Annotated in this window: 22 protein-coding genes; 12 read left to right on the top strand and 10 right to left on the bottom strand. The window is 57.1% G+C overall.

The window, feature by feature from the left end:
- Nucleotides 1-32 precede the first annotated feature (32 nt).
- The gene (locus AC2FID_RS12285; protein WP_496837039.1) at nucleotides 33-3,047 is read left to right on the top strand and encodes a sarcosine oxidase subunit alpha family protein; all 3,015 of its coding nucleotides are present in this window, start codon (nucleotides 33-35) and stop codon (nucleotides 3,045-3,047) included.
- The gene (locus AC2FID_RS12280; protein ID WP_496837037.1) at nucleotides 3,040-3,606 is read left to right on the top strand and encodes a sarcosine oxidase subunit gamma; all 567 of its coding nucleotides are present in this window, start codon (nucleotides 3,040-3,042) and stop codon (nucleotides 3,604-3,606) included. The genes AC2FID_RS12285 and AC2FID_RS12280 overlap by 8 nt, the downstream gene beginning before the upstream one ends.
- A gap of 42 nt (nucleotides 3,607-3,648) precedes the next feature.
- Here AC2FID_RS12280 and AC2FID_RS12275 read toward each other — a convergent pair whose 3' ends face one another.
- Entirely contained in the window at nucleotides 3,649-4,047 is a 399-nt protein-coding gene (locus tag AC2FID_RS12275) for a hypothetical protein (RefSeq protein ID WP_496837035.1), read from the bottom strand.
- Between the two features lie 101 nt (nucleotides 4,048-4,148).
- Entirely contained in the window at nucleotides 4,149-4,910 is a 762-nt protein-coding gene (locus AC2FID_RS12270; protein WP_496837033.1) for an FkbM family methyltransferase, read from the bottom strand.
- Nucleotides 4,911-5,011: 101 nt separating this feature from the next.
- On the opposite strand from AC2FID_RS12270, the gene AC2FID_RS12265 reads away from it, so the two are divergent.
- A complete protein-coding gene (locus AC2FID_RS12265) occupies nucleotides 5,012-5,611 on the top strand; it encodes a superoxide dismutase (RefSeq protein ID WP_109311451.1) in 600 nt (199 codons plus the stop codon).
- A gap of 330 nt (nucleotides 5,612-5,941) precedes the next feature.
- On the opposite strand, the gene AC2FID_RS12260 is transcribed toward AC2FID_RS12265, so the two are convergent.
- The 5 genes from AC2FID_RS12260 to AC2FID_RS12240 all read right to left on the bottom strand — a co-directional run bounded on the left by AC2FID_RS12260 (nucleotide 5,942) and on the right by AC2FID_RS12240 (nucleotide 10,466).
- Nucleotides 5,942-6,955, bottom strand: coding sequence for an alpha/beta fold hydrolase (locus tag AC2FID_RS12260; RefSeq protein ID WP_496837031.1), 1,014 nt, complete (start codon nucleotides 6,953-6,955; stop codon nucleotides 5,942-5,944).
- A gap of 19 nt (nucleotides 6,956-6,974) precedes the next feature.
- Nucleotides 6,975-8,414, bottom strand: coding sequence for a glutamine synthetase family protein (locus AC2FID_RS12255; protein WP_496837029.1), 1,440 nt, complete (start codon nucleotides 8,412-8,414; stop codon nucleotides 6,975-6,977).
- Between the two features lie 103 nt (nucleotides 8,415-8,517).
- Nucleotides 8,518-8,916 (bottom strand): cupin domain-containing protein, encoded by a 399-nt coding sequence (locus AC2FID_RS12250; RefSeq protein ID WP_108859955.1) that lies wholly within the window; start codon nucleotides 8,914-8,916, stop codon nucleotides 8,518-8,520.
- Between the two features lie 4 nt (nucleotides 8,917-8,920).
- Nucleotides 8,921-9,355, bottom strand: coding sequence for a lactoylglutathione lyase (gloA, locus tag AC2FID_RS12245; RefSeq protein WP_085823161.1), 435 nt, complete (start codon nucleotides 9,353-9,355; stop codon nucleotides 8,921-8,923).
- Between the two features lie 19 nt (nucleotides 9,356-9,374).
- On the bottom strand, nucleotides 9,375-10,466 hold the full coding sequence (locus tag AC2FID_RS12240) for an aromatic ring-hydroxylating oxygenase subunit alpha (RefSeq protein WP_496837026.1): 1,092 nt from the start codon (nucleotides 10,464-10,466) through the stop codon (nucleotides 9,375-9,377).
- Nucleotides 10,467-10,989: 523 nt separating this feature from the next.
- Between AC2FID_RS12240 and AC2FID_RS12235 the strand changes: the two genes are divergently transcribed.
- Nucleotides 10,990-11,436: an Lrp/AsnC family transcriptional regulator gene (locus AC2FID_RS12235; protein ID WP_200833196.1), complete on the top strand. Its 447-nt coding sequence runs from the start codon at nucleotides 10,990-10,992 to the stop codon at nucleotides 11,434-11,436.
- 500 nt (nucleotides 11,437-11,936) lie between these two features.
- Entirely contained in the window at nucleotides 11,937-12,389 is a 453-nt protein-coding gene (locus AC2FID_RS12230; RefSeq protein WP_496723535.1) for a baeRF12 domain-containing protein, read from the top strand.
- A 49-nt stretch (nucleotides 12,390-12,438) separates the two neighbouring features.
- On the opposite strand, the gene AC2FID_RS12225 is transcribed toward AC2FID_RS12230, so the two are convergent.
- Entirely contained in the window at nucleotides 12,439-12,990 is a 552-nt protein-coding gene (locus tag AC2FID_RS12225; RefSeq protein WP_496837023.1) for an LOG family protein, read from the bottom strand.
- A 126-nt stretch (nucleotides 12,991-13,116) separates the two neighbouring features.
- Between AC2FID_RS12225 and AC2FID_RS12220 the strand changes: the two genes are divergently transcribed.
- The 3 genes from AC2FID_RS12220 to AC2FID_RS12210 all read left to right on the top strand — a co-directional run bounded on the left by AC2FID_RS12220 (nucleotide 13,117) and on the right by AC2FID_RS12210 (nucleotide 16,794).
- Nucleotides 13,117-14,433: a LysM peptidoglycan-binding domain-containing protein gene (locus AC2FID_RS12220; RefSeq protein WP_496837021.1), complete on the top strand. Its 1,317-nt coding sequence runs from the start codon at nucleotides 13,117-13,119 to the stop codon at nucleotides 14,431-14,433.
- Nucleotides 14,434-14,512: 79 nt separating this feature from the next.
- Nucleotides 14,513-16,312 (top strand): ABCB family ABC transporter ATP-binding protein/permease, encoded by a 1,800-nt coding sequence (locus AC2FID_RS12215; protein ID WP_496837019.1) that lies wholly within the window; start codon nucleotides 14,513-14,515, stop codon nucleotides 16,310-16,312.
- Between the two features lie 158 nt (nucleotides 16,313-16,470).
- Entirely contained in the window at nucleotides 16,471-16,794 is a 324-nt protein-coding gene (locus AC2FID_RS12210) for a hypothetical protein (protein WP_472724037.1), read from the top strand.
- A 59-nt stretch (nucleotides 16,795-16,853) separates the two neighbouring features.
- Here the strand turns inward: AC2FID_RS12210 and AC2FID_RS12205 are convergent, their stop codons facing one another.
- Nucleotides 16,854-20,651 (bottom strand): efflux RND transporter permease subunit, encoded by a 3,798-nt coding sequence (locus AC2FID_RS12205; RefSeq protein ID WP_496837017.1) that lies wholly within the window; start codon nucleotides 20,649-20,651, stop codon nucleotides 16,854-16,856.
- A complete protein-coding gene (locus tag AC2FID_RS12200) occupies nucleotides 20,648-21,880 on the bottom strand; it encodes an efflux RND transporter periplasmic adaptor subunit (protein ID WP_496837015.1) in 1,233 nt (410 codons plus the stop codon). The genes AC2FID_RS12205 and AC2FID_RS12200 overlap by 4 nt, the downstream gene beginning before the upstream one ends.
- 225 nt (nucleotides 21,881-22,105) lie before the next feature.
- On the opposite strand from AC2FID_RS12200, the gene AC2FID_RS12195 reads away from it, so the two are divergent.
- The 4 genes from AC2FID_RS12195 to AC2FID_RS12180 all read left to right on the top strand — a co-directional run bounded on the left by AC2FID_RS12195 (nucleotide 22,106) and on the right by AC2FID_RS12180 (nucleotide 26,803).
- A complete protein-coding gene (locus AC2FID_RS12195; protein ID WP_496837013.1) occupies nucleotides 22,106-22,777 on the top strand; it encodes a hypothetical protein in 672 nt (223 codons plus the stop codon).
- Nucleotides 22,778-22,819: 42 nt separating this feature from the next.
- Nucleotides 22,820-24,142, top strand: coding sequence for an outer membrane protein assembly factor BamB family protein (locus AC2FID_RS12190; protein ID WP_496837011.1), 1,323 nt, complete (start codon nucleotides 22,820-22,822; stop codon nucleotides 24,140-24,142).
- A 48-nt stretch (nucleotides 24,143-24,190) separates the two neighbouring features.
- Nucleotides 24,191-25,654: a ribosome biogenesis GTPase Der gene (gene der / locus AC2FID_RS12185; RefSeq protein WP_496696865.1), complete on the top strand. Its 1,464-nt coding sequence runs from the start codon at nucleotides 24,191-24,193 to the stop codon at nucleotides 25,652-25,654.
- A 162-nt stretch (nucleotides 25,655-25,816) separates the two neighbouring features.
- Entirely contained in the window at nucleotides 25,817-26,803 is a 987-nt protein-coding gene (locus AC2FID_RS12180) for a fatty acid desaturase (protein WP_496837009.1), read from the top strand.
- Nucleotides 26,804-26,823 lie beyond the last annotated feature (20 nt).

The following is a 26,823-nucleotide window of genomic DNA, read 5'->3' as shown; positions in this document are numbered from 1 at the left end:
ATCCATAATTCCGCCTGCGAAAGGTCCGCAACATGAGCACCCGTCTCGCAAAACAAGGCCGGCTGATTGACCGGTCGAAACAGGTCACATTCACCTTCAACGGCACTTCGATGCAGGGGTACGAGGGCGACACGCTTGCCTCGGCCCTGCTGGCCAATGACCAAATGATGATGGGCCGGTCATTCAAATACCACCGGCCCCGCGGTGTCGTCGCCAGCGGTGCGGAAGAGCCGAACGCTTTGGTTGGCTTGGGGCAGGGCAACCGGTTCGAGCCGAACCAGCGCGCCACAACGACCGAGCTGTTCAATGGTCTGACCTCAATTTCACAGAACCACTGGCCGAACCTGGAATTCGACATCGGTGCCGTGAACACAGCGCTGGCGCGGTTCCTGCCGGCGGGCTTCTACTACAAGACGTTCATCCACCCCAAGCCATTCTGGAAACACGTCTACGAGCCGATCATCCGGCGGTCGGCCGGTCTGGGTAAAGCACCCGACAAGGACAACCGCGACGCAGATACTTATGAGCACTTCTACGCCTTCACCGACGTTCTGGTGATCGGTGGCGGTGTCGCCGGGTTGCAGGCGGCCATGGCTGCGGCCGAGACCGGTGCCAAGGTTCTGCTGATCGAGCAAACCGCGCATTGGGGTGGGCGTGCTCCGGTCGATGGCGGGACCATCAATGATGAGCCTGTGGATAAGTTCGTGGAACAAATGGTTTCCAAAATGGAAACAATGGACAACGTTATCATGCGCAACCGCTGCATGGGCGCGGGCGTCTATGACCATGGTTATGTGCTGGGGTATGAGCGTCTGAACGACCATAAACCAGGCACACAAGGTCCACGCCATCGCCTGTGGCGTATCCGGGCCAAGCAGGTCGTCACTGCGACAGGCGCAATCGAACGTCCGCTGTCATTTGCGGGCAATGATGTGCCGGGCGTCATGCTGGCCGCGGCCATGCGCGACTATGTGGTGAATTGGGGCGTAACCCCGGGCGAACGTGTAATCGTTGCGACCAACAATGACGACGCATATCGCACAGCGATCATCCTCAAACAGGCAGGTGTCGATGTTCTGCGTGTTATTGATGCGCGCGCTGCAGCCGGACCGCTGGCCGAAGAGGCGCGACAGCTTGGCATCCGGGTCGACCCCGGCAAAGCCATTGCCAAAGTCAAAGGCGGCAAGCGCGTTAAAAAGGTCGAAATCTGCAATCAGGAAGGCATCGGTGGCGCTCGCGAAGAAGTTGAGTGCGATGCGGTTGCCATGTCTGGCGGCTGGTCCCCGGTTGTTCATATGTGGTCGCATTGCGGCGGCAAGCTGATTTGGGACGAGGCACACGCGCATTTCCGCCCCGATCCGGCACGGCCACCACTGGGCGCGAACGGCGAGGGATTTGTTGTGGCTGCTGGTGCGTCTAATGGCCCTCTGGCATTAGGCGATGTTCTGACGGACGCGCACGCTGCGGGCAAAGCGGCCGCCAAAGCAGCTGGCTTCAAGCCAAAGAACACCAAAGCTCCGGCTGTTGAGGCCACGCAAGAGGCCGCTATGCAAGCGGTCTGGCTGATGCCCGCCAACGCCGAAGTGCAGTTACGCATGAAATCCTGGCTGGACTTCCAGAACGACGTCAAAGTCTCTGACGTGCAACTGGCCGCGCGCGAGGGCTATGAAAGCGTCGAGCATACTAAGCGATACACTACACTGGGCATGGCGACGGATCAGGGTAAGTTAAGCAATATCAACGGTTTGGCGATTCTTGCTGATGCACTGGAATCAGAAATTCCGAAGGTAGGAACCACCACGTTCCGTCCGCCATACACGCCCATTTCGATGGGTGCGATTGGCGGCGAAGCGCGGGGCGACGTGTTCCAACCGATCCGTCAAACGCCGATGCATGACTGGCACGACAAGAACGGCGCGGATTGGGAACCGGTCGGCCACTGGCGCCGGACCTACGCATATGTGCGCCCCGGTGAGTCCGTGCACGACGCAGTAAACCGTGAGGTCAAGAACACCCGCGAAAACCTTGGTCTGCTGGACGCGTCGACACTGGGTAAACTGATCGTCAAAGGCCCGGACGCCGGCAAGTTCCTCGACATGATGTACACCAACATGATGTCCACGCTGAAGGTCGGCAAATGCCGCTATGGCCTGATGTGCTCGGAAAACGGGTTCCTGATTGATGATGGCGTTGTCGCCCGCATCGACGAGGATACCTGGTTGTGCCACACAACCACCGGCGGAGCTGAACGCATCCATGCCCATATGGAAGAATGGCTGCAGACCGAGTGGTGGGACTGGAAAGTCTACGTCGCCAACGTGACCGAGCAGTACGCTCAGGTGGCAGTGGTCGGTCCCAATGCCCGCAAGCTGCTTGAAAAGCTGGGCGGCATGGATGTCAGCGCTGAGGCGCTGCCATTCATGGAGTGGCGCGATGGGCAGATCGGTGGTTTCGATTGCCGTGTCTACCGGATTTCGTTCTCAGGTGAACTGAGCTGCGAAATCTCGGTCCCGGCCAGCCAGGGGCAAGCCTTCTGGACCGCTCTGATGGAGGCAGGCAAAGAGTTCGGAGTGATGCCATACGGCACCGAGTGTCTGCACATCCTGCGGGCTGAAAAGGGCTTTATCATGATCGGGGACGAGACCGACGGCACCGTGATCCCGCAAGATCTGGGGCTGCACTGGGCGCTCTCGAAAAAGAAAGAGGACTACCTCGGTAAACGCGCCCATTCGCGCAGCCACATGGCCGATCCAGACCGCTGGAAACTGGTTGGTCTTGAGACTGTGGATGGTTCTGTCATCCCTGACGGAGCTTACGCAGTCGGTGAGGGCGTCAACGCCAACGGTCAGCGTAACATGATCGGTCGCGTTACCTCGACATATTACTCGGCCAACCTCGGAAAAGGCATCGCCATGGGTCTGATCAAGCACGGTCCAGACCGCATGGGCGAGATCGTCGAATTCCCGGGCACCGATGGCAAAACCTACAAAGCTAAGATCGTGGACCCGATCTTCTTCGATAAGGACGGGGAGAAGCAGAATGTCTGAACCCATCAGCGCACTGAACCACGCAAGCTATGATGGCATTGCCAAGGTCCAGGAATGTGGCCTGCAGGGCATGATTACCCTGCGCGGCGACCTGTCCGACAAGGTGTTGGCCAAGGCTGTCAAGGACGCAACGGGTCAAAAAATGCCCGGTCAGCGCGAAGCTCTGGTCGACGGTGAGGCCGGCGTTTGCTGGATGTCCACGGATGAATTACTGGTGCTTGTTCCCTACGCCGAGGTTGAGGCCAAACTGGCGACCATGACCAACGCGCTGAGCGGTACACACGCGTTGGCCGTCAACGTCTCGGACGCCCGCGCGGTGTTCCGTATCTCGGGCAGCAATGCGCGTGAGGTGCTGGGCAAACTTGCCCCAGTCGAGCTGTCGGCTGAGGCATTTCAGCCAGGTCAGATCCGCCGTTCGCGTCTGGCGCAGGTGGCAGGGGCGTTCTGGATGGATGACGCCGATACCTTCCGTGTTGTCTGTTTCCGGTCGGCCGCAGACTACGTGTTCAAGCTGCTTAAAGTTGCGGCGCAGCCCGGCAGCGAGGTCGGGGTTTACTGAACCGAAGTGAAGTGAAAAGCCCCGGCCACACCGGGGCTTTCTTTACCCGGTGATTACGCTGCATACTCCGGAACCATAAGGCTTGTTAGAAGCGCTTATGTGCGCAAAACTGGCGCGGACTTTGACCGTGTTTTTCGCTGAATTAAGATCTGCCTGATATTTCATACGCAGGCTTTGCCCTTCGCTTGACCGGAGGTCGACGTTCCAAAACATGCGGTATTCGCCACTGTTTTTCACTTTGAGTTTGGCGCTGGTCCAATCGTGATGGCCGCTGACAACTTTGGCTTCACGAGTGTTGGTGTCTACCTGAAAGTGATACTCGGGCGCGATCCAGCCATGGCCGTCCGTCTTCGTAATTTCACATCTGTATTCGACGGTACCAGCTAAAGCTGATTGCGCGGAAACGATCATCGCAGCAATCGCCGTAAGCGAAGCTTTCATTTTTGTTATTCTTCAAACTATTCCGCGGGCGCACTTCAACCAGCTCACGCTTGGGTTGCAAGTGGGAAAACACCTACTTCGGCAGGGCTAATGGCCGCATTCTAGCCAGTAAACAAAACCGTACGGTACCGTGTCATTTCCGTTGGACTGAGAGCTTTCTGAACATCCAGCGGGCGCCCGGTTTCGTCAGTAATTTCAGAGTAAAAGGAGAGACTTTTCAGCAGGTCTGAGGTCCGCTGGTGTCTGTCCTCTTCAGCCAAAAGAGGCGAGTGGAGCGAGAGGTACAGAGTAGGTCGCGTCCGTTTCAACCAGGGCAGGATCGTTGGCAGTACAAAAAACTCAGCCCCCTCAATATCCATCTTGACCAGAGAGACACCCGACAGGTCATTCGCGACTTCGAACTGGTCCCATGCGATCGTCAAAGCGTCATTGCCATGTGTTCCGTCATGCAAAAGTGAGCTGGTGGAATCGCCCGGCTCACCGCGCACCGACGCCATGCGGGCCACTCCGAACTGATCCGACAACGCCACGCCAAAGGCCGAAACATTGCGGATGTCGTTCAGGTCGAGGTTCCAGGCCAGATGCCGAAAAGCCGTTGGGTCCGGTTCGAAACACCAAACGTGCCGCGCCTTGCGGGCACCGTATAGGACCGTGGGGCCAATCCACGCACCGATGTCCAGATAATCCCGATCTGCCGACAGATACTTGTCGAGCACTGCGAAGGTTTCAGGTTCCCACTTGCCAACGGACGCCTTGCGCCAGAATTTCGAATGATAAGGGTCCAATCGAAACGGCTCGCCATTCAGCTGGCCCGCATAGTATCCGCGGGCGCGGTAAAACATCTTGCGCGCCTGTGTAAGCATCGCCTGCCTCCGGGTTTTCTTGTCTCGGCTCTTGACCTGCGGCGGCTGCCAAAGCATTTAACCTTGGGAACCGCAACTTACATTTTTAACAGGGGGCCGATATGGCTTTTGAACTTCCTGATCTTCCTTATGCACATGACGCGCTGGCAGCCAAGGGTATGTCCGCGGAAACACTGGAATATCACCACGACCTGCACCACAAGGCCTATGTCGACAACGGCAACAAGCTGATCGCTGGCACCGAGTGGGACGGCAAGTCGCTGGAAGAGATCATCGTTGGCACCTACGACGCAAATGCCGTCGCGCAAAACGGCATCTTCAACAACATCAGCCAGCTGTGGAACCACAACCAGTTCTGGGAAATGATGGGCCCCGGCGGCAACGCAATGCCCGGTGACCTGGAAAAAGCCCTGACCGAGAGCTTTGGCTCGGTTGACGAGTTCAAGTCGCAGTTCAGCGCGGCTGGCGCTGGTCAGTTCGGTTCGGGCTGGGCGTGGTTGGTCAAAAACGCAGACGGCTCGCTGGCCGTGACCAAGACCGAAAACGGCGTGAACCCGCTGTGCTTTGGTCAGACGGCACTGCTGGGCTGTGACGTTTGGGAGCACAGCTACTACATCGATTTCCGTAACAAGCGTCCGGCTTACCTGTCGAACTTCCTCGACAATCTGGTGAACTGGGAAAACGTTGCATCGCGGATGTGATTGTTGACCCGATAAGGGTTTATCAAGGGCCTGCTGGCGGTGACGTCGGCAGGTCTTTTTTATTTAGATGGGTGTTTCTGAAGGTGATGCGGCGTTTTGCAATCGGCGTCGAATGGCAGCAGTGAGCCCAATGTTTCGAATGCTGTGACTGGTATTGGCGTCTGCTGTTTGCGGTAAAGCGGACTTTAAAAAGTTGATCGAACAAACCAAAGTAGAGCTATACCTAAACCAACATGTTTGCGTTCCAGTTGCCGCGTTGCCGCCCCTCGATTAACGAAAAATATCGGTAACTAGTGAATGCGTACGGCCCCCCCAGTTATTTACCAAGTGTTAATCTTCTAAAAGTTCCCGAATATTGGCATCTAGCTGCGCAGTGAAACCTCTGTCATTGCCTGGGTTGGCAGCGCAATGGCCCCAAGGGGAATTGTAAGGGCGGAAGACGGCGCGAGGTATGTAGTGGGCCTCAATTTCATTGTCCTCGGGAGGGAAATATAGATCCTGAGTACAAGGCATCAGAATGGCACGAGCCTTGATGGCACCTAGCGCCAGTTCAAAATCTTCATTGTAAAGCGGCCCGGCTGAGATGTCGCCTGCCTGCCAAGTGGCAAGCTTTGCCAGTAAGTTGTTGGCATCCCAGCCCTGCACATGGTCCTGCTCCCAATCCTGCATCAGCTCTTCTATCGATTGGAATCCCAGCTGCTGATATAGCCCCTCGCGATAGAAGGTCTGAGAGAAGGCCCAGCCTGCGTAAACCCGGCCAAAGGCGCTAAGCCCGGCCTCGGGTGGGCTGTCATAGTTTCCGTCGTTCCAATTCTGATCCGCACAAAGAGCAGCCTTGACCCCTTCGAGGAAGACAAAATTATGCGGTGAGGTCTTGGCCGAGGCGCAGAAAGGCAGGATCGCCTGGACCATGTCCGGGTATTGCGCCGCCCACTGGTAGGATTGGCAGCCCGCCATTGACCAGCCAGCGACTAGGGCGATTTTCTCGATCCCCAGGTGACCATGGATCAACCGATGCTGGGCAGCGATGTTGTCCCACATCTGCACCAGCGGAAATCGCGGGCCGTCCTGCGGCGCAGGCGAATTCGATGGAGACGACGAACGACCATTGCCGAACAGGTTCGGGCTGACGATAAAATGGCGGCTTGGATCAATCGCGCGACCCGGGCCAAAGAACCCCTCGTTACGGGAATTTGTGCCTGTGTAAAAGGTGGGCAGAACGATGACGTTGTCACGGGCGGCCGACATTGTGCCGTAGGTCTGATAGGCAAGCTTGGCATCCTTCAATACCTCGCCAGACAAAAGCGGAAAGTCGCCCAGCTCGTAAATCTCAAAATCCGGCACCACCTGATCCTTTCCTGTCTTAGTAGAGCCGGAGATATTCCTGAACTTCCCAATCGGTGACCGATTGGTGATACCGCTCCCACTCGTCGTTTTTGTATTCGAGATATGAATTACGCATCACCGGACCCATCACATGTTCCGCCATGGCATCGCCGCGCAAGGCCTCGATCGCGTTAAACAAGGTTCGCGGCAATCGGCGGATTCCGAGCTTGGCAAGTTCAGCTTCGGTCTTTGAATAAAGATCAAAATCCGTTGGTTCGCCCGGGTCGGTCTTTTCTTTGATGCCCTTAACACTACAGCTCAGATGCATCGCCATTGCCAGATAGACATTCATGGTCATGTCGCAGGCACGGTTTTCGATGCAGTGGCGGCTCTGTGGCAGGCGGAACTGGGCCGAGCGATTGTTGAAGCCATATGTGATATTGGTCGGAGCCCAGGTGACAGTGCCGCCTTCAAAACCGCCAACGCGCGGCACCAACCCGTTATAGGAATTCACTGTCGGACAGGTGATTGCGGTGATCGCTTCGGCGTGCTGCATCAATCCGCCTACTGCCCAGCGGCTCTCGTCGCTCCAGTTGCCATCGGGTGTCTCAAAAATGTTTTCGCCAGGGCGACTTTCATGCTGCATCGACAGGTTGATATGCGCCCCGGACCGCCAGTCCCCCACAGTTGGCTTTGGCATGAAGGTCACAAACAGCCCATGCTGCTTGGCCACCTCTTTCAACGTGATGCGCAGAAAAGCCAACCGGTCGGACATCTCCAGCAGGTTGGTGTAGTGGAAATCAAGCTCAAACTGGGAGTACGCACCCTCGGCCACCACGTCATGCAGGTTCCAGCCTAATCCTTCGATGATGTCGATCAGGGTTTTTAGGAATGGCATCGAGTCGATGGAATACTCAACATCATAGCCAAATGCCTGACGACGCGGACGAAGCCCATCTGCAGGGTCATCGTCAAATGCCTTAACGGGCTGCCCGGCGTCGTCATATTTCATCACGATAAACTCGGGTTCTACCCCGGCGTAACCAGTGTACCCTTCCAGCGCGGCCTCGTGCATGGCACGTTTCAGGGCCTGACGCGGGCAGACATTATAGGGTGCGTCTTCCCAGTAGAGATCCGAGAAGATGATCGCCATCGATGTGTCCCACGGACAGACGTAGACGGCATCGAGATCCGGAACCACCACCTGATCGCTGTCGGCGGGGCTTAGCTCGGGCACGTACGAAATCGAATGCACCGCGAATTGCGGGCCTTTTCCAAGGCATAGCGGTTCAAAATCACTCATCGGTACGGGTTTTGTTTTTGGAATACCGTGCAGGTCAATCCAGGCGGCCATCACGTATTTGACGCCAGCCTCCTCCAGACGTTGCCGTACCTCTGCGATACGCGGGCGGTTACGCTCGACAGCGTCATGGAAAGTCTCGTAGTAGATGCGGGTGCTGGCATTATCCTTGGGCATTCGGCGTCCTCCCATCGAATGGCAATCAGATTTGGTTCACCGAGGGTGATCCCTCAGTGTTGGTGTTGGTTTCGGTTGTTCTGTCGCTCAGCGGTTAAGATGTTCAGCCGGGGACAAAATCGTCGGGGTCGATGCCCGGAACCTGCGTGATCCCGGCAAGCTGTTTCCAGTTGTGAGGGTAGGCGGCATAGAAGATCACGCATTTGCCGTCCGACTCGTAGGAAATATGGTTGTCCTTCGGGACAAACAGCACATCACCACGATTGCAAACATAGCTTTTGCCATCGCAAACCAGTCGGAATGTACCCTCAAGGCAATAAATGATCTCGTCGCAGGTCAGATCCCACGGCACCTTGATGTTGTTCAGGACGTTGATACCGCCGCACATGGACTTGCTGAATTCGCTGGTCACCATCGGTTTGATGTAGGTGTCGCTGTCGCCCATCGAGTCGTAGCGATTTTGAACCAGATCGAATTTGAAAAGTTGAGGTGTGTCACCCATTTGGTCAGCCTTCCTGTGCCAGGTGTTTCAGTATGGATTCGTTCAATTCGACCTTGTAACCGTCAGGGTCCTCGCAAAAGGCGATGACCCTAGTGCCGTTTTTCATTGGCCCAGGTGGACGGGTGATGTTTACCCCCGCCGCAGCCAGCTGTTCGCACGCGGCATAAACATCTGGCGTTTCGATGCAGATGTGACCCCAGCCGTCGCCTTTGTCATAAGGCGTGCCCTGATCCCAATTGGCGGTCAGCTCCAGCGTTGGAAACTCGGCCTCGGGCCCATAGCCGATAAAGGTATTGGTGAATTTGCCTTCGGGGTAGTCCGTGCGCCGCTGCACTTCCATACCCAGAATTCCGCAATAGAAATCCAGTGACTTCTCCATATCTGTGACCCGCATCATCGTATGGGCCAGACGAAACCCTTTGGATATGGACTTGTTCATCGTTATTGTTCCTTCTTGCTTAGGCACCAGCTACGTCGCGCTCGATCAGATCCTGAAAGGCGCGCACGCTGTCTTCCCAAGCGGGCGACAACAGGCCTCCATCCTCGGCGACCGGGGATTTGCGGCCCTCAAACATACGTTCAACCATCTCGTGATCTTCCTTGTGGACATCCCACCAAAGGTTTCTGAGGGCTTGTATTTCATCGGCGCTCAGTTCCTGGCCTTCTGTCGTGTAAAGTGCGCGGTACTGGCGCATTTTTCCGGGGCCGATGGGTACGTTCAGATAGACGCCCAGTTGATCCGGAAAATAGCGGCCCAGAATGAAATTGGGGTACAGGGTCAGATAGCGAGAGCTGACGCCCAGACTGCCGGATGTGCCCAACTCTTCGTTCAGATCCACCGCGCTGCCGATGCAGGTGCCATCGGTGATGGTATAGTGGTTCTCCAACGGCTGATCAGTGGTTGAGGCATGGACAAACTGAACGTGGTAGGGCTCGATAAAGTTCTCCATGATCAGCTTCCAGTTGGTGCCAATCTCACCAAAGTCGAGCAGGCCAATTGGTTCCACTCTGGTGAAGTCCATCCCCTCCAGTCGGCTGATCAAAGGCGCGGCATAGTCTTCGAAATCCGGCGCATTCCCGTCCAGATTGACGAAGATCCAGTCATGCCAGACATGGGTGCGTACAGGCTTGAGGCGATGATTTTTGATGTCAAAGCCGTCGAACTCCTGCTTGCCGGTTCCGGCAAAATGAGGTGCAGCGCGCAGGCGGCCATCCAGGTCATAAGCCCAAGCGTGATAGGGGCAGCGGATCAGCTTGCCGACGTTCTTGGGCTTGTCGACCAATGTCATGCACCGGTGCAGGCAAACGTTGTGAAAAACCTGGATGTCGCCATCACGACCGCGCACCGCCAACAGTGGCAAGTTTGCGCATGTGACCGGATGAGCGTCGCCGGGGTTTGCCATCTGATGCGCAAACCCGATGAATACCCAGTTCTTGGCCAGGACCGTCTGGCATTCCCGCTGCCAGAACTCTTCGCTACGATACGCCCCGGCGGTCAACCCGTGCTGAGGCCCTCCAACGGCCTGGGCTCTATCCTCGGCAATTGTCATTTGTCCTCCCTTCGACACTGCCACCTGTACCCGTCGGTCCAACGACAGGCGCATGGTTTTTCCGTTTCTCGCGGTCTTCCTACTTGCCGACTTTGTCCCGCCGCGCCGGGCCTTGAGGTTTCGACTGCGAATATCGCATTTTTCGTCTAGCGATATTTCGATTTCCGCGACTAATTGGGATTTTGGGGCAAGAATCGGAAATAATCTGGTCAAAAAACGGCATGATGGTACGAATTTCGAATAACGAGGTCGTGTGGATTGCGAGAGTCGCAATTCCAACGGGATTTTACAGAAAATTTGGCAATAGGCCCGCGTCACCGTCCTTGGAATCTGCGGTGTCGAGGGCAAAGGATGTCGTTTTCTGCACTTCCTGCCACAGATTTCTTAGCAGAGAATTGCGGATTTCGATGTCCTCACCTAGTCTCAGCTACGAATGCAGCAATCGAGCATCAGGTATATGGCAGTCAAAAAGCAATCAAACGTGCGCGCCACCGCACAGAGCATTAGGTCCCCAAAGGATGACTTGAACCAACAGATCATCCGGCTGTTGCAGCAAGATGGCCGGATGGCCTTTTCGGAGATTGCGCAGCAGTTGAACGTGTCCGAAGGAACCATCCGCAACAGGGTGAGCGGTCTGCGAGACAATAACATGTTGCGGATCGTCGCGATGTCGGATCCCGTGGCCACAGAGTACACAACCGACGCGATGATTGGGTTGAATGTGGCTGTTGGCGTGACCCCACGCCAGGTGGCGGAGCGGCTTGAAAAGAACCCTCGGGTTGTTTTCATTCTGTGGGTCGCGGGTCGATATGACCTGATCATTGAATTGGTCAGCGACGATGATGACGCATTGAAGGAATTTCTGGAGCATGAAATCCACGCGAATGACGATATCGCCAATGCCGACGTTATGCCGGGGTTGAAGAACTTCAAGAATCAATTCCTGCTAAAGCAGGATGTGAGGGAATGATTGGGGAGAAGCCCATCGCTGAAGCCAATAGGGCGAAAGGATTTTGACAGAGTTTTTGCGGAGATATTATGCGCCGGTCTTAATGTCGCCTCCGACAGCAATCAGTCTTCCCAACTGTGCGAAAGATGTTGTCTGACAAGTCGTCGTGAATGCCGGGTTGCTTCAGCAAAATACCGCTTTGCGTTGGCGGACAACCATTGTGCTCAGATAAGCGAACAGCGGGTTTGTCCGCAAAGCTGACATTAGCCGAAAAGCTATTCGACAGTGCCGGCGTGACCCTGCAACTCCGCCGCAGGAGAAAACCTGCCTACACGTCAACTTTCGAATTGAGACCTATTGTACGCCGCCCCGCAATACCTAGCTAAAGTATGCGGAGGGAGAGAGCCGCAAACCACTAAGAAAACGGTTAGGCACCGCGCTGAATGACTTTGGCGCGTCTCGGGTAAGCTGTGCCTGACGCATGAGGGATGGCCAAAAAAACGCCATTACAGGAGAACACAATGGTCGAACTTGCACAGGGAACATGGGTTGTCATCGCCGACGGGGAAAAGGCGCTGTTCATGGAGAATATCACCGACGCTGAAGATCCCAATCTGGTTGTCGTATCCGTAGAAGAAAGCGACGGACCAAGGACTAAGCCTTCGGACCGGGCCGGTCGTCGTTTTGACACGGCGCCGCATCAGAAATCGTCCGTGGAAGAGAGTAAATGGAAAACCCATGCGAAGTCCCTGTTCGTGCAGGATGTCGCCAACCTGTTGAACCGTAAGGGTTTAAAAGGGGCCTATAAACGATTGGTCCTGGTGGCCAGCCCGCATGTTCTGGGGTTGCTGCGCCGGCGGTTGCACAGTGAAGTGCTGGGCAAAGTGGTTGCCGAGGTCGATAAAACCCTGACCAATCATCCGATGCATAAGGTCGAACAGGTGCTGCGCCAGCGCCTTGCTCCGGCGACTTGAATTTGGCGATAGCAAACGGGCGGTTCTGGCCGCCCGTACATCTGTCAGCCTAAGTCAGAACTTTCCTGAGCGTTGACATTGCAGCCTCCGGGCCATCGACCCATGTGATGAAGTCTGACAGCGACGCATCGGCAAAGCCTTGGCCGATGACCTGTTGCAACAACTCGTGCAGCGTATCCCAATACCCATCCACATTCATGACTAGAATGGGCTTGTCGTGCAGGCCCAACTGACGCCAAGTGAGCGCCTCGAACAACTCGTCCAGCGACCCCGGGCCGCCGGGCAGGACGATGACTGCATCGGCGTTCATGATCATGACCTTCTTACGTTCGTGCATAGTCTCGGTGACCACGAAACGGGTCAGGTCCGTTTTGCCGACTTCGCGTTGCAGAAGGTGCACCGGGATGACGCCGAACGTGTCACCACCGGCGGCTTGCGCGGCACGTGCAACCTCGCCCATCAGCCCGACATCTCCGGCCCCGTAGACCAGTCGCCAGCCTTCTTCGGCCAAAAGGGTTCCAAAGTGCTGCGCCGCTTCGGAATAGGCCGGATTCGCGCCATTTCGTGACCCGCAATACACACAGACAGATTTCTGAGACATGGGATGGCTTCTCCGGGCTTGTATATGGTGTTTTGACCCGTGATAGCGGGATTGATAGATTGGCTCAACCGTCAGGCAGAATGTGTTATACTCAAAGCACTTGCGCTGCGGAGTGAAGGGAAAAGAATGAATTCCAATTCGGGAAGCGAAAGTTCCGGAACTTTCACCTGGGGGGTGATTGCCGGCGTCGTTGCATTGGTGGGAGCCGGTGGGTTGTACCTGTCCGGTATCTTCGGCGCTGGTCCTCAGGACGCTGTGCCGCAACAGGACACCGCAGTCCAGACCACGGAAGCGGCCAGTACGAATTCCACCGCCTCTGGGGATCAGAGCACGGCAATTCAGGAACAGGAAGCCATTGATCAGCCTGATGACACTTCTGCACCAGCGACTGATACCGCCGAGGCCGAGCCGGTTGCCGCACCACCGACTCTGGACCAGATTTTCGTAGAACCCGACGGAAATACTGTTCTTTCGGGCAACGCAGAACCGGGTGCGGACATTCGTGTTTTGCTGGATGGTGAGCAGGTACACAGCTTTACCGTCGACGACTCCGGTCAGTTTGCCGAGTTTCTGTCGATCCCATTCTCAGATGATGCACGCGGGTTAACGCTGGAAACTGCGGGTGAGGATCAACCTGTCCGTTCGGACGATTATTTGATTGCAGCTTTGCCTGAACCGGAACCGGCAATTGAGCAGATAGCTGCCTTGGAAACAGGTGACGCCGCCAGTGATCAAACTGCAGGGGCGCAAGACACATCGACGCCTGCGTCGACCGATGAAACATCGACAACCGGTGATGTCGAAACGGCGGAGGCAGTTGCAGATCAACCAGAGGATCAACCCCAGGAAACTGCACAACAAGTCGCTGAAGAAAGCAACGAAAGTCAACAAGTTGCTATTTTGCGTTCAGGTGAAGACGGGGTTGAACTGGTTCAATCTCCAACAGCCGAACCCGATACTTCGGATGAGGTGGCGTTGGACACGATTGGGTATTCTGACGTTGGCGACGTTGAATTGACAGGCCGGGTGCCGGACGGGTCTGCGGTGCGGCTGTATCTGGACAACCAGCTTGTCGCCGATCTGCCGCTGGTTGATGATGGTAAATGGCGCAGCGAGTTGGAAGGGATTGACCCCGGGATCTACACCCTGCGTGTGGATGAAATCGCCACGGATGGCACCGTGGTCAGTCGCCTTGAAACGCCGTTCAAGCGCGAACCACTGGAAGCTCTGCGCGCCGCAGAGGGTGGTGATCAGCCCGAGGGCGAAACAGATACCCCCCCGATCCGCGCGGTCACCGTGCAGGAAGGCGACACGCTTTGGGCCATATCGCGTGATCGGTTCGGCGATGGTATCCTTTACGTGAAATTGTTCGAGGCTAACCGCGACGCGATCCGCGATCCTGATTTGATATATCCCGGTCAGATATTCACCATCCCGGAATGAACTATTGCTGCTGGCCCTTGGGGGGCCAGCGGTCTATCTCTGACCGCAGATCAGGTACGTGATGAGACGAGCAGCGCCAATGACCTCAGCCGATACGCCCACGCCCGACGACCGCCGCTCTGGCTGGCGCACGATCCGGAAGGTTGCGCCATATATGTGGCCCGAGGACGAGCCTTGGGTAAAACGTCGCGTCGTTCTAGCCATGGGTATGCTGGTGCTGGCCAAGCTGATCGCGGTCTATACTCCGATCCTTTACAAGGGCGCTGTCGATGGGCTGGCAGGTGAGGGCGTACCGCCGCTGGCGTTGGGCGCGGTTGGTCTGACCGTGGCCTATGGTGTCGCACGGATGATGACCGTTGGCTTTCAGCAGCTACGCGATGCGGCCTTTGCCCCTGTAGGGCAGCGGGCTTTGCGCGCACTGGCGTTGGAGACCTTCCAGCACATCCACCAGCTGTCCATGCGTTACCACGTGACGCGCCGCACCGGGGGGCTGAGCCGGATCATCGAGCGTGGTGTGAAAGGCGTGGAATTCCTGCTGCGCTTTTTGCTGTTTTCCATCGGTCCATTGATCCTGGAATTGTTGCTGGTCGCGATCATTCTGATGTGGCTGTTCGACGTCTGGTATCTGGTTGTCGTTGCTGTCACCATCGCTCTGTACATCTGGTTCACCTTTGCGGTGACCGAATGGCGCGTGAAGTTGCGCCGCGAGATGAACGATCAGGATACCGAGGCCAACCAACGCGCGATCGACAGCCTGCTGAATTTCGAAACCGTCAAGTATTTCAATGCTGAATCGCGCGAGGCGGCTCGGTACGACGTGTCGATGAAGGCCTATGCCGGGGCTGCGCTTAAAACGGCGTATTCGCTGGCCTTCCTGAATTTTGGTCAGTCCCTTCTGATCACTTGCGGGCTGATCGGCGTGATGGTTCTGGCGGCCATGGGGGTGCAGCAGGGTACGCTGACCGTCGGCGATTTCGTCATGGTCAACGCCTATATGATCCAGATCACAGTGCCGCTGAACTTTCTGGGCACCGTCTACCGGGAAATCCGCCAATCGCTGGTGGATATGGGGCAGATGTTCGACCTGTTGGAACAACCGACCGAGGTGCAGGACAAACCCGGCGCGCCAGATCTGGTGGTCAGTGGTGGTGAGGTGACATTGGACAATGTGCGCTTTGGCTATGATGCGGACCGCGAGATCCTCAAAGGTGTGTCGCTGACGGTACCTGCTGGTCAGACTGTTGCAATTGTCGGTGCCACAGGTTCGGGTAAGTCAACGATAGGCCGCTTGCTGTTCCGATTCTATGATGTCACCGGAGGCGCATTGAAGATCGACGGGCAGGATGTGCGCGACGTAACACAAGGAAGCCTGCACGCAGCCATCGGCGTGGTACCGCAGGACACTGTGCTGTTCAATGAAACCATCCGGTACAACATTGCCTATGGCCGGGACGGGGCCACGCAGGAAGAAGTCGAAGCAGCTGCCAAAGCTGCGCAGATCCACGACTTCATCGTGACGTTGCCCGAAGGTTATGACACCAAGGTAGGCGAACGGGGGCTGAAGCTGTCGGGTGGCGAGAAACAACGGGTGGGCATTGCGCGTACCCTTCTGAAGAACCCGCCGATCCTGCTGTTGGATGAGGCGACCTCGGCGCTGGACACAGATACCGAACAGGACATCAAGGATGCATTGGCGCGGGCAGGCGAAGGACGAACCGTGCTGACGATCGCGCACCGCCTTAGCACGATTGCCGAGGCGGACCGCATTGTCGTTCTGGAACGCGGTGAAATCCTTGAACAAGGCACCCATGACCAGCTTTTGAAGCGCTCGGGCCGTTACGCGCAGCTCTGGAGTCGCCAGCAAGCGGACGCGGCCTGATCCGGTCATGAGGGTAATTCCTGAGGCCGGGCAGAACAGCCCTGCAAAAATGCGTTCATTCCCGCAGGTTTAATTTGACGTTTATTTTCCTTGGTGACAAATCACCTAAAGTCACGGTGCCAGGTTCTTTGGCCGGACCTTAATCAAAGGAATATCTAATGAAAATGCGTGCAGCAGCAGCCTTGGCCGCAACTGTTCTTATGGCGACTTCGGCATTTGCCGAGGATCTTGAATTTCTGGTTGTGAATGAATCCAGCGCGGATCTGGTCGAGTTCAATGTCTCACCTGCGTCTTCCGACAGCTGGGAGGGGAACCTGCTGCGCGGTGGCTATGTCGCGCCCGATTACGAAATCGATGTTGTTATCGCGGATGGTCTGACCACATGTGTCTACGATATTCGGGGGGCGTTCGACGATGGTTCGTCGGCTGAAGACTTCGGGCTGAACCTGTGTGATTTGGGTGAATATGTATTCACCGACTAGGTCTTAGAGACTAAGTCCTGGAGAAGAAAAATGGCGAACCTTGCGGTTCGCCATTTGCATTACTCGGCTGCCTTTAGGGGTGACGTTGGCGGGTGATCGGGACGCTCATCCTTGTCTGCATCCGGTGCGGGCGCGGTCGGCGTCTCATCCCCCCAGACAACCTCGGTCGCCTGTACCTGGCGGGCAGCGTGACCAACCGCCATATCCTTAGCGATTTGGCTGGAACGACCTGCAGTGGCCCGTGCCAGCGCCTTGGCCAGCCATACCGCATAGGTGGTGACCCACACCCGTAGCGCCAGGAACGATGGCGTCACAATCAGGGTCAGCACCGTTGCAATACCCAGGCCAAACACAACCGCCGTCGCCAGCTGTTTCCACCACAGCGCAGTTGGGCTGTCGATAGAATAGCCGCCATTGATGAAGTCTAGCGACAATCCGAACATCATCGGCGTCAGACCGGCCATCGTGGTCAGGGTGGTCAGCAGAACCGGGCGGATACGCGCCTCAGCCGTGCGGATGATAGCCTCGATCCGGGGCATATATCGGCTATATTCCTGATACGTATCGATCAGAACAATGTTGTTGTTCACCACAATCCCTGCCAAGGCCACAATCCCTGTACCGGTCATGATGATCGAGAACGGTTGCTGCATGACCATCATCCCGATCAGAACACCGGTGGTCGAAAGCACAACGGCCAGCAGAACAAGCACCGAGTTGTAGAACGAGTTGAACTGCGCCAGCAGGATCACAAACATCAGGCCTAAAGCAGCCAAGAAAGCGCTGGATAGGAAAGCCTGGCTTTCTGCCTGATCTTCCTGATCGCCGGTCCATTCCCAACTGACGGTGCTGCCGAAGGGATTGGTTTCAAGCCACTCGGTCAGCACTGCAATGCGTTCGTTGGCATTGATCAGGCTAATCCGGGCGTTTCCAGATTCCAGATCGGCGCGCACTGCATCTACATCTCCCGCACCCGTCAACATGACAAGCTCGAAATTGTTGCCGGTCGGTCCAGTGATGATCGCGCCTTTGGGTTCTGTACCTTCCACGACGCCGCGCACAACTGCCAGCCGCTGTTCCGTGCCGTCCGCATTATCTATCACAACTTTGCTCAGGCCCGGCTCAACGTCGGCCTTCACGTCATAGTAACGCTGCTGGTTGATCCGGTTGATCTCGGCCAGTTTGGCCACTGGCTTGCGGGTGACAAAGTTCGACAAAGGCACCAGCCCATCCGGCGTACGCACCTTGAGCGTATCCAGTGTCGACAAAACCCGGTCTTCATCGGGCAGGCGAACGCGGATTTCGATTTCCTCGTCCACGCTGTCGGGGCGCATTTCGCCCAGCAGCAGCCCGCGCGTGACCAGCTGCACCATCGCGCCAACGGTTGCGACGTCCGCGCCGAAACGACCCGCTTTGGCAACATCCACGTCGATCTGCCAGTCGATGCCGGGCAAGGGCAGGGTATCTTCGATCTTGATCAGGCCGGGTGTTTCATCGAACATTTTACGGGCCGCAACAGTGGCTGAGGTCAGTTCTTCCCAGCCATCCGCCTTGATGCGCAAATGAACGGGCTTGGCCGAGGCCGGGCCTTGTTCCAGCGGTAGGATTTCCACGATGAAGCCCGGAATTTTCGCAAGTTCGGCGTTCAACTGATCGAGCACGAAGTCACCGTCATATTCCGGGGCAACCGTTTCACGGTCGATCAACCCGCCGAAGATCGGTTCGGACACGTTGGGCCGGTCTTCCCACGGGATGATTTCGAACTGGACGCGACCGACAGTGTCTGCTGGTGCTTGCGCACCTCCATTGTTCTGGTTCAGCCCGCCTTCTCCGGCAAAGGAAAACACGTTCACGACTGCGGGATGCGCGCTGATAATTTCTTCGGCCGCCAGTACCATCTGGTCCTTTTCGACCAGTGATATGTTGCCACGCGCACGAACATAGGCCGTGGCTTGCTCGGGTTCGCTTTCGACGAAGAACTCTACACCCCGATTGTTGTTCCCAAATGCGGTCATGACTGACATCACGGCGAAGCCAATGACGACAATCGAAACAATCGGCATGATCGGGTTGCCGACCAGGAACTTAACGACATAGCCAAAGGGTGTGTGTTCGCGCGCTGTATGTACATGCTGATCTGGTGCGCGTTCTATTTTGGCGGCACTCAACGTAACAGAACCGGCAAATGCCCCAAAAATGAACAGGAAGGCACCAAGCAGAACTGCTCCGAATGCGCCTTCGGGCAACAGATAGGTCGGATTCAGCAGTTGCATCGCACCAAGGAAGATCAGGTACAGCGATGGCGGCACCATAACCGCACGAACCCACCAAGCAGTGCGCGCGCGCAGCCAGTCAGAGGTGCGGTCAAAAACCCGGCTCAGGCGGCCCGAAACACCGCCCATGACAGGCAGATAGATCAGTGCAACGATCAACGAAGCGGACAGAACGAAGATCAGCGTGACAGGCAGCATGCCCATGAATTCACCCGGGACACCCGGCCAAAACAGCATGGGCAGGAAGGCACATAGGGTTGTGGCCGTGGATGACACGATAGGCCAGAACATACGCTGCGCAGCCTCGACATAGGCGTGCATCGGGCCAACGCCCTCTTTAATGCGCCGGTCAGCGTATTCCACGACAACAATGGCCCCGTCGACGAGCATACCTACTGCAAGGATCAGGCCGAACATCACGATGTTCGAGATGCTGATGCCCATGACTGCCAGGAAGGCGAAACACAGCAGGAATGAGGTCGGGATCGCAAAACCCACCAGCAATGCCGCGCGTGTGCCCAAAGAGGCCAGAACAACGATCATCACCAGTGCGATGGCCGTCAGAACCGAGCCTTCCAACTGGCTGACCATCGAGCCGACGATGCGGCTTTGGTCGTTCGAGGTGCCCAGCTTGATTGCGGCCTGCATCTCGGGTGGCCATTTGGCCTGCGCAGCGGCGATGGTTTGTTTCACACCCTCGACTGTGTCGATCAGGTTGTAGCCCTTGCGCTTAACCACCTGCAGCGCGACGGTTTGTTCGCCGTTGAAACGGGCGGTGCCTTCGCGGTCCTCAAAGGTATAGTTGATCTGCGCCAATTCCCCCAGAGTGACGACCCGGTCGCCGTTCACTTTGACCGGCAGGCCATAAACATCCTGAGCAGTTTTGAAGGAAGAGGGGATCTTGACCGAGAATGTGCCCTGTGCGGTTTCGACCTCACCGGCAGCGATCAGCTGATTGTTGTTGCGTACAACATCGATAAGCTCGGCGGCGGTGACGTTGTATGCCTCAAGCCGAAGAGGGTCGATGATGACCTCAAGCAATTCGTCGCGGTTGCCCGCGATACCGGCTTCGAGCACCGAATCCATCGCCTCAAGGTCGTCCTGTAAAGCCTTGGCGACCCGCGCCATAGTGCGCTCGGGGACTGCACCCGTCAGGTTGACGATAACGATGGGGAATTCTGAGAAATTGATCTCGGTCAGCGAGTATTGCTCAGCTCCGTCGGGGAATTCGGCTTGCGCACTGTTCATCGCGTCGCGCACATCAGCCATGATCGCGGTCTTGTCCCAGCCGAAATCGAACTCCAGCGCGACGCCCGCATACCCTTCGGCGGCGGTCGAGGTCATCTCTTTCAGCCCATCAAGGTCCGCAAGTTCGGTCTCCATTGGTTTGACCAACAGGTTTTCCGAATCCTCGGCTGAGATGCCCGGAAACTGAACCGAGACAAACAGGGCAGGGATTTCAATGTCGGGCTCGCCTTCTTTCGGCAGGCTGACATAGGCAAAGCCGCCAATCACCAATGAGATGGCGATAAAGGCCAGAACCATTCTGGCCCGGCCAGCGGCCCAACTGACGATTCCGGTCATTTCGAAGCTTCCCGATATGTAGGTTCAACTGTGACGCCGCGGGTCACGAACTCTTGCCCGATGACGATGATGTCCACAGTTTCCGGCAGGCCACCGACCCAAACGCCTTCGGCAGTATCACGCAGAAGAACGACGGGCTGGAAATCGACCACGTTGCTCTGGCCAATGGTGCGGACACCGAGTTGACCGTTATTGCTCAGGGTCAGTGCCGATTGCGGCAGAAAATGCGCCTTGGCCCCGGCGGCCGAAATGCGGATGTCGGCGGTTTGGCCGTCCCGAATGGCCAGTTCCGGGTTCGGAACAGTGATTTCGACCTCAAACGTGCGGGTTGTTTCATCGGCCGAGCGGCTCAGGAATGTCACACGACCAGAAACCTGGAGGCCAGTGACCAACTGCGCCGTGGCTTCGGTTCCGACAATGATGCGGTTCACCTCGGTTTCCGGCACAAAACCCACCAGCTTGATCGGATCTAGTTGGATAACGGTCGCGCATAGCGAGCCGGGCTGCATCAAGCTGCCCAATTCGGCGGTATCGCTTTCCAACAACCCTTTGAAGGGCGCTTTGATCGTCTGTCGATCGATTTCGCGTTCCGCGGCTTTGACCTCGGCGGTTGCGGCTTCGATTCCGGCGCGGGTGGCCTCAAGGCCGGCTTCGGCGGTCTTGATGCCGGCCTCGGCGGTTCTCATTGCCGCCTCGCTTGAGATTCTGCGTGTCTCTGATCCAAACCCAGAGTCAGACAGTTTATTCGCAGCCGTCAGGTTGATCTCGGCCTCGGCAACACGGGCATGTGCTTCTTCCAGGCGGGCTTCGGCTTCTGGAATGCGGCTTTGGGCTTCTAACTTGGCAGCCTTTGCTTCGGCCAGACTGGCGGGGCGCGTGCCTGGGTCAAGCTCGCACAGAAGATCGCCGGCTTCGACGAACGTGCCTTTGCGCTTAGGCTCTGAGATGACGGTCGATGTGGTTTCAGCCAGAACTTCGACCTGACGATTGGCCTTGGTCTGGCCCCGCAACAACACGGCGCTGTCAATTTCACGTGCAGTTGACCTTACGGCAACGACGCCAATCGTCGCCTGATCCACGTCCGCGACTTCGCCAGATTCGCTGGCAACCTCAGGGCTGGCCTCGGCTTCCGCGCGCCCGGCGAAAGAGAACAGGCTGTCCCGTTCGAAAACCAAAAAAAACAAAACAACAATAACCAAAGCGGCGTTTACTAATGAAATCAATCGCATGCAGGACAACTCCCAGAATTCTGCGCCACATATTTTTTGCGGTCATGCTAGAAAGTGGGGACGATTATGTATCGTTTCCACACTAAACTGAATAGTTCGGTTTATTTTTTTCTACAAGAGGGCAGGCCACCGGCGAGATTGTAAAAAATCGGGCTCTTGGCTTGGCGATTGCGCCGGGGTATGACATGGCGCCATACACCAAGGATGCAGCCCCGGAGGGCAGGGATGAGCGACGTCGACAGTTTTATTGATGAGGTGACCGAAGAGGTACGCCGGGACCGCCTGTTCTTGCTATTGCGTAGATGGGGCTGGGTCGGTGTGCTTGTGGTTGTCCTGATCGTGGGCGGTGCTGCGTTCAATGAAGTCCGCAAGTCGCGCGCAACCAGCCAGGCGCAGGATTTGGGTGATTCAATCCTGGCAGCGCTGGCACAGAATCAGTCGGAAGACCGTGCCGCCAGTCTTGCCGCCGTCGAAACACAATCGCCGGGTGGAGATGCGGTTCTTAACATGCTGTTGTCGGCCTCTCAGTTTGAGGCCGGATCGGAACAGGATGCGGTCGCCAGCCTGAACGCCATTGCGTCCCAAGGGGATCTGCCGGAAATCTACCGCGCGATCGCGGCTTTCAAGGCGCTGCTTTTGCAAAGCGACACTCTGCCTGTAGCCGATCGCCGTCTTCAGTTCGAAGCGCTGGCTGCGCCGGGTGCTCCGCTGCGGTTGCTGGCCGAAGAACAGTTGGCCCTGATTGATGTGTCCGAGGGCAATGTTGACGCGGCCATCACGCGGCTTCAGGCCTTGCGCCAGGACGCAGAAGTTGGCGTGGATCTGCAACAGCGTGCGGCTCAGTTGATTGTAGCGCTGGGTGGCGAACCAGAGCCGCTGATCGCCCAGCAGGGCTGATCCGGTGGCGGCAGGAAAACTTACAGGCGAGTTCGGAACATCATGGTAGCAAGTCTATTCTCCCGTATTGGATTGCCGATGGCAGCCCTTTCACTGACCCTGGTCGCCGCCTGCCGGGAACCCGAGGTTATCTTGCCGGGGCCGCGAGAAGATATCCGGCCCACTGCCGATACCGAAACGGTGGAAACTCGGGGCTCAAAATCGATCAGCCTTCCGGCACAAAGAGCCAACGCGAGTTGGCCGCAAAGCCCGGGTACGGCTGCGTTCCGGACGACCAATGCACAGTTGCGGGCAACGCCGCAGCGCATCTGGTCCGCATCAATCGGTCAGGGTGACTCGCGCAAGCAGCGGATCACGGCTGATCCCGTTGTTGCGGGCGGGTTGATCTATACGCTTGATGCCGGCGCAACGGTGTCTGCAGTGTCGCCGCAAGGGCAGGTCGTTTGGAACACCGATCTTATTCCGCCAAGTGATGGCGACTCGGATGCCACGGGTGGTGGCATGGCCTATGACAACGGTGTGCTTTATGTGTCCTCCGGTTATGGCCGCCTTACAGCATTAAATGCCAAGACCGGTGCAGTTCGTTGGCAAAAAAGGTTGAACGCGACCGGTAGCGGCGCGCCTTTGGTCAGTAACGGTCTGCTGTATCTGGTGGCGGGTGACGAAACCGGTTGGGCGGTCAACACCAAGGACGGCCGCATTGCCTGGCAAATTCAGGGCACCCCAAGCGTTGGAAACGTTCTGGGTGCACCGGCGCCAGTCATTGCATCCGATTTTTCCGTGTTCGCCTTTGGCTCGGGTGATGTCGCAGCGACGTTCCGTCGGGGGGGAATTCGCCGCTGGAACGCGTCAGTAGCCGGGGGACGTCGCGGACGTGCGGCGGCGCAGATCGTCGATGTAACCGGTGGACCAATGGTTGCGGGTGATAAGATCTATATAGGCAACCATTCTGGGCGCACAGTTGCGTTTGACGCCAATTCCGGCGAACGGATATGGACCGCAGACGAAGGGGCCGTCGATACGGTCTGGGCCGCTGGCAACAGTATTTTCCTGATCAGTGACCGCAGCCAACTGGTGCGGCTGGACGCTGCGACCGGAGCGATTGTTTGGGCGCAGGACCTGCCGGGTTTTGTCAAGGACAAGCCGGGACGCCGGGGGGCGGTCTACGCGCATTATGGTCCGATCATCGCGGGTGGGCGCATCGTCATCGCCTCGAACGATGGCTATGTTCGGTTCTTCAGCCCTGTTGACGGAGCACTGGTGAACCGTGTCGAAGTGCCGGGTGGCGCGACCACGGCACCGGTTGTGGCGGGTCAAACACTGTACGTCGTGTCGACCAAAGGTGATTTGCACGCTTTCCGTTGACCACAAGATGCGCTAAAGGGCGCGTCTGAGTCTTGAAAGTTGAGTATCATGTCGCTGACCCTCGCCATCGTGGGGCGCCCGAATGTGGGCAAATCCACCCTGTTCAATCGCCTTGTGGGCAAACGTCTGGCTTTGGTCGACGACCAGCCCGGCGTGACGCGCGACCTGCGCGAAGGCCCGGGGCGTCTGGGGGATCTGCGCTTTACCGTGATCGACACTGCGGGGCTTGAGGACGCAACCGACGACAGCCTTGAGGGCCGCATGCGCCGCCTGACCGAGCGTGCGGTAGACATGGCAGATGTCTGTCTGTTCATGATTGACGCGCGCGTCGGGGTCACGCCGACCGACGAATTGTTTGCCGAAATTCTGCGCAAACGTTCCAAACACGTGATCCTTGCGGCCAACAAGGCCGAAGGAAACGCAGCGGATGCCGGTGTGCTTGAAGCCTATAACCTTGGTCTGGGTGAGCCGGTGCGCCTGTCGGGCGAACATGGCGAAGGAATGACTGATCTTTATTCCCAGCTTATGCCCTTGGCCGATGCCGCCGAAGAACAGGCGGTCGAGGATGCACCGGAAACCGATATTGAACTGGATGAGGACGGCGAGGGCGAGACGCCCCTGATCACCGCTGAAAAGCCGTTGCAGGTGGCAGTTGTTGGCCGCCCGAATGCCGGTAAATCCACATTGATCAACAAGATCATTGGCGAAGACCGCCTGCTGACCGGGCCAGAGGCTGGTATTACGCGCGATGCCATCAGTCTGCGGATCGATTGGGCCGACCCGGACGGAGACAGCACACCGATGCGTATCTTTGATACCGCCGGTATGCGCAAAAAAGCCAAGGTGCAGGAAAAACTTGAAAAGCTTTCAGTCTCGGATGGCCTGCGCGCCGTGAAATTTGCTGAAGTGGTGGTGGTTCTGCTGGACGCCGCCATCCCCTTCGAACAGCAGGACCTGCGTATTGCCGATCTGGCCGAGCGTGAGGGTCGCGCCGTTGTTGTCGCCATCAACAAATGGGACATCGAAGAAGACAAACAGGAAAAGCTGCGGGATCTGAAAGAGTCGTTCGAGCGTTTGCTGCCGCAATTGCGTGGCGCACCGCTGGTGACGGTGTCGGCAAAGACGGGCCGGGGGCTAGAGCGCCTGCGCGCCGCGATTCTGCGGGCCCATGACATCTGGAACCGCCGTGTGCCGACGGCCGCGCTGAACCGCTGGCTGACGGCTATGTTGGAACAGCACCCGCCGCCAGCCCCGCAAGGTCGCCGGATCAAACTGCGTTACATGACTCAGGCCAAAACCCGCCCGCCGGGCTTTGTTGTCATGTGCTCGCACCCTGACAAAATGCCAGCCAGTTACACCCGGTATCTGGTCAATGGTCTGCGCGAATCTTTTGACATGCCCGGTACTCCGATCCGCCTGACTTTGCGCGGACAGGGGGACAAGAACCCGTACAAGGGACGCCGTAAGAAAAACGCGGGCGCCTTGGCCAAACATCTCAAGGGTCGCGCGTAACTGCGCCAATTTTCAGCATTTTCGGCTGAGGGGCGTGACAGCCCCATTTCCCCACGCTAGCATTCACTGGCGTGCATCTGTTTTTGTGTGCGTAATTTCACGCGGAGCTTCCGCACCAGTTTTTGACAACCATTGGACCTGACCAACGTGAGGAGCGGCTGGATGGATCTGAGGGAATACACTCGGCAATACGCGGTTCAGGACAACAGATTGGCCGCGCTGAGCTATTTTGGAACCTTCGCGATGTATTTCACATCGCTGGCGCTGGCGATTGCCTATGTGGATCGCTGGTATGTCATGATCCCGGCCGGGGTCGTCTTTGCCTTTTCGGCGGTGCGCCTTTACGTGCTACAGCACGATTGCGGGCATCACTCGCTGTTTGAGACACGTCGCCAAAACGAGTGGGCGGGGCACGGTCTTTCGCCGTTCACCTTTGCGCCCTTCGAGGTGATGAAACAGAATCACAACCTGCACCACGCCGGTATCGGCAATCTTGAGCACCGTGAGACGGGCGAAATCCATACGATGACCGTGCGGGAATGGAACAAGGCGGATTGGAAAGCGCGCCTTTTTTACAGGCTCTACCGAAATCCCTTCATCCTGGTTCCGGCCGGGGCGCTGTTCACGTATTTCATTCGCTATCGGTGGCCCAAGAACACGGTTAGGTTTGGCGTGAGGGGTGTATTGCTGCACAACTTGTCGATCATCGTCTTTCTTGGCCTTCTTTACCTGATAGCTGGCACCACGGGTATTCTGGTCTGGTTGGTGTTTTCGCTTTTGGGCGGGATGCTGGGTGTGTTTTTGGTCTATCTGCAGCACAATTTCGAAGACACATACTGGGACCGTCGTCCGGATCTGGACCCGCAACTAGCGGCGCTTCAGGGATCATCGGCGCTGGATTTCGGGTGGTGGTTCGACAATGCGGTTGCGTGCATCACGCTGCACGACATCCATCATTTCAATGCGCGCATTCCGTCTTATCGGCTGCGTGCATGCCACTATAACCTACCGCCCGAATTCACGCCCCGCCGGATCAAATTCCCCGAGGCTGTTGCCGCTTTAAACCTGAAACTGTGGGACGAAGACGCCAAGCGGCTTGTTCCGTTTCCCGGAAAGGATCAATCCGGTAACCTCGCACACAGTAGCTGACACAAATGACCTGCATCCCT

Source organism: Ruegeria sp. CDSC068, assembly GCF_059610545.1.
Note: the sequence above shows the minus strand (reverse complement) of the source record. Positions and strands in the feature narration are given on the sequence as shown.